This window comes from Streptomyces sp. NPDC026377 (assembly GCF_055567715.1).
This window is the reverse complement of sequence record NZ_JBVHPV010000006.1, coordinates 333,240-346,238: the sequence shown is the minus strand read 5'-3', so window position 1 is coordinate 346,238 and position 12,999 is coordinate 333,240. Positions and strand designations below refer to the sequence as shown.

9 protein-coding genes are annotated in these 12,999 nt (G+C 71.8%); 6 read left to right on the top strand and 3 right to left on the bottom strand.

Annotation, left to right across the window (positions count from 1 at the left end; all coding sequences use genetic code 11):
• Positions 1 to 5: 5 nt before the first annotated feature.
• Positions 6 to 911, bottom strand: a complete 906-nt coding sequence (locus tag ACZ4MU_RS16155) for a DUF4231 domain-containing protein (RefSeq protein ID WP_467876227.1) — start codon at positions 909 to 911, stop codon at positions 6 to 8.
• A 242-nt stretch (positions 912 to 1,153) separates the two neighbouring features.
• Here ACZ4MU_RS16155 and fxsA point away from each other — a divergent pair, with 242 nt between their 5' ends.
• From fxsA to fxsT, 5 genes are read left to right on the top strand one after another with little or no spacing between them, the layout of a single operon-like run.
• A complete protein-coding gene (fxsA, locus tag ACZ4MU_RS16150) occupies positions 1,154 to 1,321 on the top strand; it encodes an FxSxx-COOH cyclophane-containing RiPP peptide (RefSeq protein ID WP_467876225.1) in 168 nt (55 codons plus the stop codon).
• Between the two features lie 27 nt (positions 1,322 to 1,348).
• Positions 1,349 to 3,595 (top strand): radical SAM/SPASM protein FxsBH, inactivated beta-hydroxylase extension form, encoded by a 2,247-nt coding sequence (gene fxsBH, locus ACZ4MU_RS16145; protein WP_467876222.1) that lies wholly within the window; start codon positions 1,349 to 1,351, stop codon positions 3,593 to 3,595.
• Entirely contained in the window at positions 3,588 to 4,403 is an 816-nt protein-coding gene (locus ACZ4MU_RS16140) for an AAC(3) family N-acetyltransferase (RefSeq protein WP_467876219.1), read from the top strand. Before fxsBH ends, ACZ4MU_RS16140 begins: the two co-directional genes overlap by 8 nt.
• A 60-nt stretch (positions 4,404 to 4,463) precedes the next feature.
• Complete coding sequence (gene fsxC / locus ACZ4MU_RS16135; protein WP_467876218.1) at positions 4,464 to 5,804, top strand: FxsC protein; 1,341 nt, start codon at positions 4,464 to 4,466, stop codon at positions 5,802 to 5,804.
• Positions 5,788 to 9,723 carry an FxSxx-COOH system tetratricopeptide repeat protein gene (fxsT, locus tag ACZ4MU_RS16130; RefSeq protein ID WP_467876215.1) on the top strand — a complete coding sequence of 1,312 codons (3,936 nt, stop codon included), beginning with the start codon at positions 5,788 to 5,790 and terminating at the stop codon, positions 9,721 to 9,723. The genes fsxC and fxsT overlap by 17 nt, the downstream gene beginning before the upstream one ends.
• A 66-nt stretch (positions 9,724 to 9,789) precedes the next feature.
• On the opposite strand, the gene ACZ4MU_RS16125 is transcribed toward fxsT, so the two are convergent.
• Positions 9,790 to 10,659, bottom strand: coding sequence for an alpha/beta fold hydrolase (locus ACZ4MU_RS16125; RefSeq protein ID WP_467876212.1), 870 nt, complete (start codon positions 10,657 to 10,659; stop codon positions 9,790 to 9,792).
• Between the two features lie 212 nt (positions 10,660 to 10,871).
• Between ACZ4MU_RS16125 and ACZ4MU_RS16120 the strand changes: the two genes are divergently transcribed.
• A complete protein-coding gene (locus tag ACZ4MU_RS16120; protein WP_467876372.1) occupies positions 10,872 to 11,777 on the top strand; it encodes a slipin family protein in 906 nt (301 codons plus the stop codon).
• Positions 11,778 to 11,810: 33 nt separating this feature from the next.
• Here the strand turns inward: ACZ4MU_RS16120 and ACZ4MU_RS16115 are convergent, their stop codons facing one another.
• The gene (locus ACZ4MU_RS16115; protein ID WP_467876209.1) at positions 11,811 to 12,980 is read right to left on the bottom strand and encodes a DUF3533 domain-containing protein; all 1,170 of its coding nucleotides are present in this window, start codon (positions 12,978 to 12,980) and stop codon (positions 11,811 to 11,813) included.
• Positions 12,981 to 12,999 lie beyond the last annotated feature (19 nt).

Genomic DNA, 12,999 nt, shown 5'->3' with positions numbered 1-12,999 from the left:
GGTGATCAACTGCGGAGGCGGGCCAGCCAGTCGGTGTGCTGGGGCGAGACCACCCGCTCGGTCTCGTAGACCGCCGCCGGCCAGTCGCGCTCGCTGACGGTGTTCTCCATGGCCACGTGCATGGCCTTGAGGTCCTGCTCCACCAGCGAGTGCGCCGAGATCAGCGGCTGATGACGGCGGATCTCGCTCCACGCCAGGCACGCGGCGGCCGTGGCCGAGAGCAACCCGGCGACCTCCACGCCCTCGGCCGCGCCGAACATGTGCAGCGTCGCGAAGAGCAACGCGAGAACGGTGAGCAGGGTGATGGCCGTGGTCCACAGCGTGGTGGCCCGCCGGGACGCCTCCTGCCGGCGCCGGTACCAGTTGCGCTGCTCGATGAGTCGGTCCCGTACGTACGTCTCCTTGCGCACGGCGAACGCCTTCGCCCGTAACTCCCGCATGGGCGCGGTGATGAGCGGGGCGGCGGCCAGGTCCGATGCCCCCTCCTCGCGCGGATCCCGCCAGCCGACCCTGCGCAGTTCCCCCAGTCCCTCCTCCAGACGGAGGGTGAACAGACCTTCGGGATCGGCGGCGTGCGAATCGAAAGGGGCGCCGTGCACGGCATAGCGCCAGCACATGGATTTGATGAACTCCGCCGCCGAACGATTCAGTTGCCAATGCGATTTCGCGTGCCCGCGGGCGGCGCGGAAGCTCACCGCGAGCACCCCCGCGTACGCCAGTGCGCTGAGCGCGCTCGCCAGGTGGAAGTCACCACCGAGCGTCATCTCCCACGGCAGCACCGCCAGCACGGCTCCCGCCACCAGCAGGCAGAGCCGCCAGCGGGTGTCGTTCACCGCGGCCCGCTGGCGTCCTACCGCGAGTGAGTCCGCGTGATGGAAGAGACCCGGCAGGTCGGCGTTGCGGAATACCATGCTCTGCAGAGGACCGGGAATCGCCGTCACATCCACCCCTGTCTGCGGTTTTAGTCATCACTCTTTCGGTGGAACGACCCATTCCGTACACCTTCCGGCATGCTGGGCCGAGTGTTCGCGGCAAGCGGTCGTGCTCAGTTGCCAACAGTGGCCAAGAGAGTAAAGTCGTGCCGCCGACACTGCAACGGTGCATGTCGTCGGCACCCCTGTCCACATGCAGGAATTACCCACCAAGGACGGCCGTGAAGACCTCCGTGAATTCTCTCTCCTTCGCCCCTGCGAAGAAGAGCCGTGTGCCCCTGGCCGACATCGATGTCCGTGGCGCCGAAGCCGCCCGGAAGCTCGGCCGCGTGCTCCCCTCCTCCCTCGGCCGCCCGGTTCAGGCGTCGACCTTCAACTCGGCGCTCTAGACAGTCGGAGAGCTCTAGACTGGCGGAATGACTGGACCCGTGGTCCCATTCCGCGAGATCGTGCTCAAGGTTCACAGCAGATGCGATCTCGCTTGTGATCACTGCTATATCTACGAAGCCCCTGATCAGAGTTGGCGTACCCGCCCCAAGGCAATCTCTGACGAGGCGATTTCCCGGACGGCCCGGCGACTGGCCGAGCACGCCGCGAAACACGTACTGCCCTCCGTGTCAGTGATCCTGCACGGAGGGGAGCCGCTGCTGGCGGGTCCGGCCCGGCTGCGCACGGTCTGCGCGGAGCTGACCGCCGCCCTCGACGGCGTCGCGGAGCTCGATCTGCGCATCCACACCAACGGTCTCCAGCTCAGCCCCCGCTACCTCGACCTCTTCGCCGAGTTCGGTGTCCGCGTCGGCATCTCGCTGGACGGGGACAGGTCGGCCAACGACCGCCACCGCCGCTTCGCCGACGGCCGCACCAGCCACCCCCTGGTCCTCAGGGCCGTAGAACTGCTCCGGAGCGACCGCTACCGCCACCTCTTCCTCGGGCTGCTGTGCACCGTGGACGTGGCCAACGACCCGGTCGCCGTCCATGACGCGCTGATCGCCCTTGACCCGCCGCGCATCGACTACCTGCTGCCGCACGCCACCTGGGAGACACCTCCGGCCCGGCCCGGCGGCTCCCCCACCGAGTACGCCGAGTGGCTCCTCAAGGTCTTCGACCGGTGGGAGGAACAGGGCAGGCCGGTTCCGGTCCGGTTGTTCGAGTCCGTACTGTCGACGTTGAACGGCGGCCCCAGCCTCACCGAGTCCCTGGGCCTGGCCCCCACCGACCTGGTGGTGGTGGAGACCGACGGCACCCTGGAGCAGGTCGACTCGCTCAAGAGCGCCTACGACGGCGCCGCCGCCACCGGCTTCGACGTCTTTCGCCACTCCCTGGACGAGGTCGCCGCCCACCCGGGCGTCCGGGTGCGCCAGCTCGGCCTCGCCGGGGTGGGGCCCGAGTGCCGTGAGTGCCCGGTCGTCCGCTCCTGCGGCGGCGGGCTCTACACCCACCGCTACCGCCCGGCCAACGAGGCGGCGGGCCGCGACCCCTTCGACGGGCCCTCGGTCTACTGCGCGGACCTGGAGGCGCTGGTACGGGGCATCGAGGCCCGTACGGCGGCCCGGCTCGTCCCCGCCGCCCTCACCGACCCCGCGGAGCTCGTCGCCGCCGAGTACGAGCTCACCCGCACCCTGCTCGCCCGCCTCCACGCCGATCTGGCCGGGCGCGGCGGCGCGGAGTGGGCCGAGGCCTGGCGGCTGGCCGCCCTCGTGGACGGGCCGGGCCTCGACGAGGTGCTGGCCCACCCCTACGCGCGCGGCTGGCTGCTCACCGCCCTGGACGCGCTGCGCGAGGACCGCCCGGGCGCCCTCGCCCACGCCCACCGCCTCGACGCCTACACCGCCGCCGCCGCCGTGCGCGCCAGGCTCGACCTCCCCGTCACCGTGGGGTACGAGAACGGCCGGCTGGTGCTGCCCACCCTCGGCGAGCTCAGGGTCGCGGAGCCGGGCGCGTCCGGCCGCGTGGAGGTGCTCCCGGCCGAGAAGGGCTTTCGCGTCCGGGGTGTGGTGGGCGGGCGCTTCGAGCAGGAGGTGGAGTGCCCGCGCGAGCCGTGCGGCGACTGGCTGCCGGTGCGGGGGCTGGGCCGGGACGGGGCGCCCGACATGGCCCTCGACGACCTCGATCCCTACCGCGACTGCTTCGGCGCCGCGGTGCTGCCGCGCCTCGGGCTCGCCGAGGCCGACGAGTGGAGCGGGCGCCTCGCCGCGGCCTGGGGGCTGCTTTCGGACACTGTGCCGGGCCACGCGGCGGCGGCCGCCGCCGGGCTGACCACGCTCACCCCGCTCGCGGGCGCCGGCGACACGGTGGCCGGACGGCACGGCTACGGGGCGCTGGGGGTGCCTGTGGGGCTCACGGGGGACGCGTTGGCGCTGGGGCTGCTGCGCGGCTTCCGCAGGGGGCGGTTCCGGGCCCTGCGCGATGTGGCGGACCTGTACGCGCTGGACGGCGGCCGCAGCCACCGGGCCGGCTGGCGGCGGGAGCCGGTACCGGTTTCGGTCCTGCTGGCCGAAACGCATGAGCGGGTGGCGGTCGCCGCGTACGACAGAAGCGCACGCACTCTGGCGGAGACCCGGCGCGCGCTGGAAGCTCTTCAGGGGGCGGCCGAACTCACCGTGAGCGGGAAGAGCCTGGTCGCCGACGTCCTGCTGGAGTGGGAAGAGGCAGCCCGTGGATGAGCGAGCCCGGACAGTGCTGGAGAGCGCGTTACGCGACGACCTGGCCGCCATGGGGGTCAGAGAGGGGGACACCCTCCTGGTGCACGCCTCGCTGAGCGGTCTGGGGCACGGCCCGGGGGCGCTGGGGCGGGCCCTGTGCGCGGCGGTCGGCGGCCCGCTCAAGGGCACCCTCGTGGTCCCGGCCTTCACCCCGGAGAACTCGCTCACCTCCGCCGCGCATCTGCGCCGGGCCCGGAGCGTGCGGAACACGGCCGCGTACAGGGACTTCAAGCGCCGGATGGAACCCTTCGACCCGGAACGGACGCGCAGTCAGGGCATGGGCCGGCTGGCGGAGTGGGTACGGACCTCGGACGGGGCGGTGCGCAGCTCCCATCCCCAGACGTCCTTCGCGGCCTGGGGATGCCGTGCTCCGGAGCTGATGGAGGGGCACGAACCCGATTGCCATCTGGGGGAGGGATCACCGCTCGGGGCGCTCTATCGCGCGGACGCCCGAGTACTCATGATCAATGTGGGATTCGCTGCCTGCACCGCCTTTCACCTCGCGGAATACCGATATCCGAACAACCCGCCCAAGAAGCTGTACAGCTGTGTGGTGCGGGACGAGAGTGGGCGTCGGGGGTGGTTCCACTATCCCGATGTCGATCTCGACGACAGCGACTTCGAAGCCGTCGGTGCCGATCTTCCGGAGGAAATGCGCAAAGAGTGGCAGCTGGGACGGAGAACCGCCCGATTGTTCTCGCTCAAGGGGGCGGTGGACCACGCGGTGGACTGGATGACCGAAAAGCGGCCTTGTTTGACCGAACGGTGAGGGGATGGAGCGCCGTGCGCTCCGGAATGATGTTCTTCAATACTGCAGGACGGGGGTCGTGTGCACGCATCAGCGCAGCCGCGTCCGGCCGACCAACATCGGCCCTACTTCTTTCTGAGTTACGCGCACACGCCGAGGTACGGGGCGGGCGGCCCGGACCCCGACATGTGGGTGGAGCGGCTTTTCCGTGATCTCTGCGGCCATGTGATGGCCATGACCGACCTGCCCGCCGGCGCGCCCGCCGGCTTCATGGACCGGGAGATACGCTCCGGCGAGGGCTGGTCGGAGCGTCTCGGCGAAGTCCTCGCCTCCTGCCGGGTGTTCGTTCCGCTGTTCTCGCCGCGCTACTTCGCCAGCGAGATGTGCGGCCGCGAGTGGTACGCGTTCGAGCAGCGCACCATCCAGCACCAGGCCCATACCAACCGCCCGGCCGAGGCGATCGTGCCGGCCCTGTGGGTGCCGGTCCCGCCCGAGCAGCTGCCCGGGCCCGCCGAGCGGTTGCAGTTCAACCACCGGGCCTTCGGTGACCGCTATGTCACCGACGGCCTCTACGGGCTGATCAAGCTGCGCATATTCGCCGAGGAGTACGAGCGCGCGGTCTACGAGCTCGCCAAGCGGATCGTCAGCGTCGCCGACGCCACCGCGATCCGGCCCGGGCGCCACGTCGACTACCGGCTGGCGCCCAGCGCCTTCGGCGCGTCCGCCGGCGAGGGCCCCCGTCCGATGCACGTCACCGTGGCCGCGCCGACCCGCCACGACCTGCCCGAGGGCCGCGACGAGGCGTACTACGGCGACAGCCCGCTGGAGTGGAACCCCTACCACCCCCTCTCCGCCCGGCCGTTGGCCCTGGTGGCCGAGGACATGGTGCGCTCGCTCAACTACCAGACCACCGTCTCCTCCTTCGACGAGGAGGTGCTGCACCTCGACGGCAAGCAGCCCCCCTCGCGGCCGGAGATCCTGCTGGTGGACCGGTGGGCGCTGGAGGACGAGGACCGGCGGGCCCGGCTCGCGGCCTTCGACGCCGAACACCGGCCCTGGGTGAGCGTGGTCGTCCCCTGGAACCGCGACGACCACCAGAGCCGGGCGTCGGAGGCGGAGCTGTCGCTCCGGCTGGAGGAGACCATGCCCTCCAAGATGCGCCAGGGGCGGGCCGCCTGCCGGGCCGCGGCCAAGGGCGTACCGAGCATGGAGGCCTTCGGGCAGATACTGCCCCAGGTCGTGGAGGCGGCGGCACAGCAGTACCTGAGACACGCGACGGTCTACCCGCCCGCGGGGGGCGGGCACACCGAACGGCCGCGCCTGGTCGGGCCGATGGGCACCGATTTCGGCACCACGCAGTACATCCCCGACAGGCTCGATCACGCGCCCGATGCGGAGGAGACGGATGACACCCAGTCGTGACGGACGCATCGTCACGTTCTACTCGTACAAGGGTGGTACGGGCCGCACCATGGCCCTCGCCAACACAGCCTGGATCCTCGCCGCCAACGGCAAGCGGGTCCTCGCGGTGGACTGGGACCTGGAGGCCCCGGGGCTGCACCGCTTCTTCCACCCCTTCCTCGACCCCTCGACGCTCGGCGCCACCACCGGGGTCATCGATCTCATCACCGAATACGCCTGGGCCGCCACCAGTCCCGTGCCGCGCTCGGACGACTGGCACCGCGACTACGCGCGCATCCAGCCGCACGCGGTCTCGCTCACACCCGAGGCGCTGGGCTGGCAGTTCCCCGACGGCGGCACCCTGGACTTCGTCTCCGCCGGCCGGCAGAACCGCGAGTACTCGGCGACCGTCTCCACCTTCGACTGGGACAACTTCTACGACCGGCTCGGCGGCGGCCACTTCTTCGACGCCCTGCGCGAGGACATGAAGGAGAACTACGACTACGTCCTGATCGACAGCCGCACGGGCCTCAGCGACATCGCCGACATCTGCACCGTCCACCTCCCCGACGTCCTGGTGGACTGCTTCACCCTCAGCGACCAGTCCATCGACGGCGCGGCCTCGGTGGCGCGCCAGATAGACGAGCGCTACAGCGGGCAGAACATCCGCATCCTGCCGGTCCCGATGCGCATCGACGAGGGCGAGAAGGAGAAGGCGGACGCCGGACGGGCCCTGGCCCGCCTGAAGTTCGACCGCTTCCCCGCCGGGCTCTCCGGCGACGAACTCACCGCGTACTGGGGCGCGGTGGAGATCCCCTACCGCCCCTACTACGCCTACGAGGAGACGCTGGCCACCTTCGGCGACGAGGCCGGGCTCTCCAACTCACTGCTCTCCGCCTTCGAGCGCCTGGCCTCCGTGGTCACCGAGGGCCGGATCACCTCGATGCCCACCGTCAACGAGGAGATCCGGCTGCGCATCCGCGACGCCTTCACCCGCCGCAGGCCCGCCCTCCCGGCCGATCTGTTCCTCAGCTACGTGGCCGAGAACCGGATGTGGGCCGACTGGATCGAGTCCGTGCTGACCCGGGCCGGGTTCCGGGTGGTGCCCCGCGACGTGTCGGCCGAGCCCAGCAGCGCCGACGGGGAGGCGGTCGCCGCCGAGAACGCCGCCCGTACCGTGGTCCTGCTCTCCAGCGCCTACCTCAAGTCCGCCCGGGCCGTGGAGATCTGGTCCCGGGCCGCCGCCGAGGACCCCTCGGGCGCCCGCCGCCAGCTGCTGCCGCTGCGCGTGGGCGACGTCCGGCTCACCGCGCCCTACATCGACCGCAACCCCGTCGACCTGTTCCGCCTCGACGAGGTGCACGCCACCACCGCGCTGCTGCGGGCCCTGGAGCGGCCGGTGCAGATCAGCGACGGGGTGGCGCCGGGGCCGCGCTTCCCCGGCACCGTCCCCAAGATCTGGAACGCGCCGCCGCGCAACCCCGGCTTCACCGGCCGCTCGCTGGTCCTGGAGCGGATGCGCGACCAGCTCGGCGGCGGCCTCGCCGTCGTCCTGCCGCAGCCGCAGACGCTGTACGGACTCGGCGGCGTCGGCAAGACCCAGGTGGCCCTGGAGTACGTCCACCGGTTCATGGCCGACTACGACCTGGTCTGGTGGATCTCCGCGGAGCAGCCCGACGAGGTGGTGGCCGGCCTCGCCGAGCTCGGCGTACGGCTCGGGGTGCAGGGCGGCGACGACATGAACGCCGCCTCCCGCGAGGCCATAGACCTCCTGCGGCGCGGGGTGCCCACCTCGCGCTGGCTGCTGGTCTTCGACAACGCCGACGACCCCGAGCAGCTCAAGCGGTTCTTCCCGCCGGGCGGCCCGGGCCACGTCCTGGTGACCTCCAGGAACCAGACCTGGTCGCAGTACGGCGACGCGCTCCCGGTCGACGTGTTCCTGCGCGAGGAGTCCATCGAGCACCTCCAGCGGCGCGCCCCCGGACTCACCGTGGACGACGCCGACCAGGTCGCCACCGCGGTGGGAGACCTGCCGCTCGCCGTCGAGCAGGCGGCGGCGTGGATCGCGGAGACCGCGACACCGGTCGCCGCCTATCTGGAGCAGCTGGCGCAGCAGGCCCCGAGCGTCCTCGCGCTCAACCAGCCCGCCGGCTACCCCGAGCCGGTCGCCGCCACCTGGAACGTCTCCATCGAGCGGCTCAAGCAGCGTTCACCGGCGGCGGTCCGTCTGCTCCAGCTCTGCGCCTTCTTCGCGCCCGAGCCGATCTCCGCCAACCTGCTCTACAGCAAGGAGATGATCGACGCCCTCAAGCCGTACGACGCCACGCTCCAGGAGAAGCTGGTGCTCGGCCGGGTCATCCGCGAGATCGGCCGGTTCGCCCTCGCCAAGGTCGACCAGGTCGGCAGCTCCATCCAGGTGCACCGGCTCGTCCAGGCCGTGATCCGGGCGCAGCTCAGCGACGAGGAGCAGATGGATGCCCGGCACGCGGTCCACCGCATCCTCGCGGGCGCCCGGCCGGACGCCGACGAGCCGATCGACAACCCGGAGACCTGGGCGCAGTTCAACACCATCTGGCCGCATCTGACGCCCTCGGGGGCGCGGCTGTGCGACGAGCCGGAGACCCGTCGGCTCCTCATCGACCGTGTGCGCTACCTGTGGAAGCGCGGCGACTTCAACGCGGCCGCCAACCTCGCCGAGGACCTGCGCGAGGAGTGGCGCGAGAAGCTGGGGCCCCACGACCTCCAGTATCTGTACCTGCGCTTCCACCTCTCCAACATCCTCCGCTCCCGTGGCCGTTACGTGGAGGCGATGGAGCTGGACGAGGAGACCCTCTCGCGCCAGACGGAGGTGCTGGGCGCCTCGCACCCGCACACGTACATGACCACCAGCGCCCTGGCGATGGACCTCGGCGCGCTCGGCCAGTACGGCAGGGCGATGGAGCTGGCGACCGAGGCGCACGAGGGGTTCCGGCAGATCTTCGACGAGTCGCACCCGCGTACGCTCGCCGCCGCCAACAACCTCGCCCTGAACATGCGCATGCTCGGCCAGTACGCCCGGGCCCGCGAACTCGACCAGGACGTCTACGACCGGCGTACCGAGGTGCTGGGCCCGGAGCACCCCTACACCCTCTCCTCCGCGATGAACCTCGCGCGCGACCTGCGGGAGATCGGGCGCTACGAGGACTCGGTGGCGTTGCTCAGCCGGACGTACGACCTCTACAAGGAGCAGCTGGGGCGGACCTTCCCGGGCACCCTCGCGGCGGCCAAGAGCCTCGCCGTGTCGCTGCGCCGGGCGGGCCGGCTGGAGGACGCGCGGCGGCTGACCACCGCGACCCGCAACCGCTACCGCGCCAAGTACACCTCCGCCAACCCCGACTGGCTGGCCTGCGACCTCAACATGGCCGCCGACCTCTTCGCGGCCGGGGACCCGGCGGCGGCGCGGGACGCCGCCCAGGAGGTCGTCGACCAGTACGTCAAGGTGCCGGGGGAGCGGCATCCGTACACCCTGGCGGCCACCAACAACCTGGGCATCTACCAGTGGGGCTGCGGGGCGCTGGAGGCCGCCGACACCCTGTTGGAGAACACCATACGGACGATGCGCGACATACTCGGCGAGAACCACCCGCACACGCTGTTCGCCACCATCAACCTCGCCAATGTGAAGGCCGACATGGGTGATCTGGAGAGCGCCCTGGAGATCGAGCGCCACACGGTCGCACGGCTGCGGGAGGTGCTGGGGGTCCATCACCCCGAGACGCTGGCCTGCGCGTCGAACATGTCGGTGACGCTCGACGGGCTCGGCCGCAAGGAGGAGGCGACGCACGTGCGGACGGAGGCCGTGGAGGAGCTCCAGCGCCTGCTCGGCGACGAGCACGCGTTCGTCCGGATCGCCCGGGACGAGCGCAGGGTGCAGCGGGACCTGGAGCCGCTGGCGGTGTGAGCCGGGGGAACGGCCGGTGCGGCCGGAGTGATCGCACCGGTTCCCCCCGCCGGGTGCCGCGGGCCCTCAGTCCTCCTCGATCAGCCAGGTGAGGATGGAGGGCAGGGCGTGCAGCGCGTCGAAGTGGGCGGCGGCCGGCTCCAGGACGGCCGTCGCGCCCGGGATGCGCTCGGCGAGCCAGCGGGAGTGGCCGACCGGGGAGAACACGTCCTTGACGCCGTGCCAGAGCAGCACCTCGCCGATGATGTCGGCGGGGTCGAAGCCCCAGGGGCTGCTCAGGGCGAGCGCGTCGTCGATCCAGCCGTACGCCGAAGTGCGCAGCGCCTCCTGGTAGTTGCGCAGCAGCATGGAGCGCACCCCCGCGTCCTTGACCACCATCCGGTCGGCGTGGGTGAGGTCGTGGCGCAGTTCGTCCAGGAGCCGGATGGGGTTGCGGCGGATCTCGTCGGAGCGCGGGATGAGCCGGGCGGCGAACTCCTCGGGGTCGAGGGTGGCGGCCGTGTACTCCTCCACGTTGTAGGCGGTCATCCCGTCGAACCAGTCGAGCCCGGCCGCGTCCCGGGGCGCCAGCGTGACCAGCGCCGCGGTGCGGGTGACCCGCTCGGGCAGCAGGGCGGCGCAGGCCAGTGCGTGCGGGGCGCCGCCGGAGCGGCCGACGACGGCGAAGCGCTCCAGGCCGTAGCTGTCGGCGATCGTCTTCACGTCCTGGACGACGTCGGCGACGCTGCGGCCCTCCAGCCGGTCGGAGCCGCCGTAGCCGGGCCGGTCGTAGGCGATCAGCTGCATCCGCCGCTGGTAGAGCACCATGCCGCGCGGCGCGGGGCCGAGACGGCTGCCCGGGGTGCCGTGCAGCAGGAAGACCGGTCTGCCCCGCGGGTCCCCGAAGCGCTCCACCATCAGATGCCGGCCGTCGGCCGCTCGCACCCGACCGCGCACGCGTGCCCCCTGAGGTAGTGAATCGCGATACCGATCGCCGGGCCCGTCCTCGTACCGCCCATATCGTTTGTCGTATACAGGCATCGACTGTTGCGGCATTCCCCTCCCGCCCGCGTTTTACCCATTCAGTGGAGTGTGACCGGGACTCCCCCCGGGACGGAAGCGGAGTTACCGTCGAAGTACACGTCCGATTCGGACCCGTGGGGGCCGTGATGGTCGAGGCATTGGTGGCGACGGCGGTGGCCGTCGGATCCGCCGGCATCGTGTTCGTGATGGCGGCGGCCCGGGTCGTCAAGCAGTACGAACGCGGTGTGGTCTTCCGGCTGGGCCGGCTCAGGGGATCGGTGCGGGGCCCGGGATTCACCCTGATCCTTCCGTTCGCCGACCGCCTCCACAAGGTGAACATGCAGATTGTGACGATGCCGGTCCCGGCCCAGGACGGGATCACCCGGGACAACGTCACGGTCCGGGTGGACGCGGTGATCTACTTCAAGGTGGTCGACCCGGCGGACGCGGTCGTCCAGGTCGAGGACTACCGCTTCGCGGTCTCCCAGATGGCCCAGACCTCGCTGCGTTCGATCATCGGCAAGAGCGACCTCGACGATCTGCTCTCCAACCGCGAGAAGCTCAACCAGGGGCTGGAGCTGATGATCGACAGCCCGGCGATGGGGTGGGGCGTGCAGATCGACCGGGTGGAGATCAAGGACGTCTCGCTGCCGGAGACGATGAAGCGCTCGATGGCCCGTCAGGCCGAGGCCGACCGGGAGCGCCGGGCCCGGGTGATCAACGCGGACGCGGAGCTCCAGGCGTCGAAGAAGCTGGCCGAGGCGGCCGGGGTGATGTCGAAGGAGCCCGCTGCCCTCCAACTGCGGCTGCTCCAGACGGTGGTGGCGGTGGCGGCCGAGAAGAACTCGACGCTGGTCCTGCCGTTTCCGGTGGAGCTGCTGCGGTTCCTGGAGCGGGCGGCCCCGCAGACGGCGCCGGGGGTTCCCGGGGCGGGCGTGGCGGCCCCGGAGGCGCCCGGGCCGGAGGCGCCCGGACCGGAGGCGCCGGTCCACTCCCACTCCGAGCCCGGCAGGGAGGGGCTCCCGGCGGACCCGCCGCCGATCGCGCTGTGAGCGGCGGTCGCGCTCACCGGGCCGTGGCCGCGCTCACGGGGCCGCCGGACCGCGCGGGGGTTCGGCCGCCGGGCCGCGCCGGGGTTCGGACGTAGGCCCGGTGCGGGGTTCGGCCGTCGACCCGGTGCGAGGTCCGGCCGTCGTCGACCCGGTGCGGGGCCCGGACGCCGGACCGGTGCCCGCTTCCAGCGGGTCGCCCGCCGTCCTCTCGTCCCGTCCGCGCAGCCACGCCATCACCAGGGCGACCGCGGCCCCGGCCACCGCCCAGGCGGAGAGGACCAGGAGCGGGCCGGTGACCGCGTTGCCCCGGAAGTACGCGATGGAGCGCGCCGCCCAGGTGCCGGCGCCCGGCGGCAGGGCGGGGCCGATCGCCTTCCAGAACGGCGGCAGCAGCGGGTACGGGTAGGCACCGCCCGCGCTCGGGTTGCCCAGGACCACCACGACCAGGATCGCCAGACCGATGCCGATGATCCCGGCGAGGCCCTGGAAGGCCAGGGTGGTGGCGCCGACCGCGAACACGACCAGTGCGCCCAGACCCGCGAGGCCGAGGTAGCTGCCCGGCAGCGCGCCGAGCACCGGCCCGATGATCAGCGAGCCGAGCAGCCCGGCGGCGATCGAGTACACCGCGAGGACGGCGAGGCGGATCACCGCCCGCTGGAGGTTGGCGGGCCGGGCGCCGTGGCTGATCGCCAGGATCGCGGCGCACAGATAGCCGCCCACGCACCAGCCGACGACCAGGTAGAACGAGGACAGGCCCCGGGCGTCCTGCGAGTCGGCCGGGGCGACGTCGACCACCTTCACGGTCCGGTGCTCGGCCTTCTCCGCCGAGGTGACGACCAGCTCGACCGCCTGGGCGAGGGAGGCCCCGCCGCCGCCCGCGACGAGCAGGGTGTCGGTGGTGGACCTCGGGTCGACGATCAGCACGCCGTCGAGGTCGCGGTCGCGCAGCTTCCGGGTGGCCGCGGCCGTGTCCGCGACCGCCCGGGCGTCGAGCGCGCCGCCCGGGAGCGCGTTCAGCCGCCCCACGGTCCGGGCGCTGACCTCGGCGGGGGCGACCACGCCGAACGGGACGTCCTTCGGCTTGGGGTTGTGGAAGGCCCCGGCGTAGGACGCGATGAACGCGACCATCAGTCCGAGTACCCCGATGACCAGCAGCGCGGCCCGTACGGTGACGGCGCTCTTCACCTCGTCGACGAACGTCATGTCCCTCACGCTCCGGGGC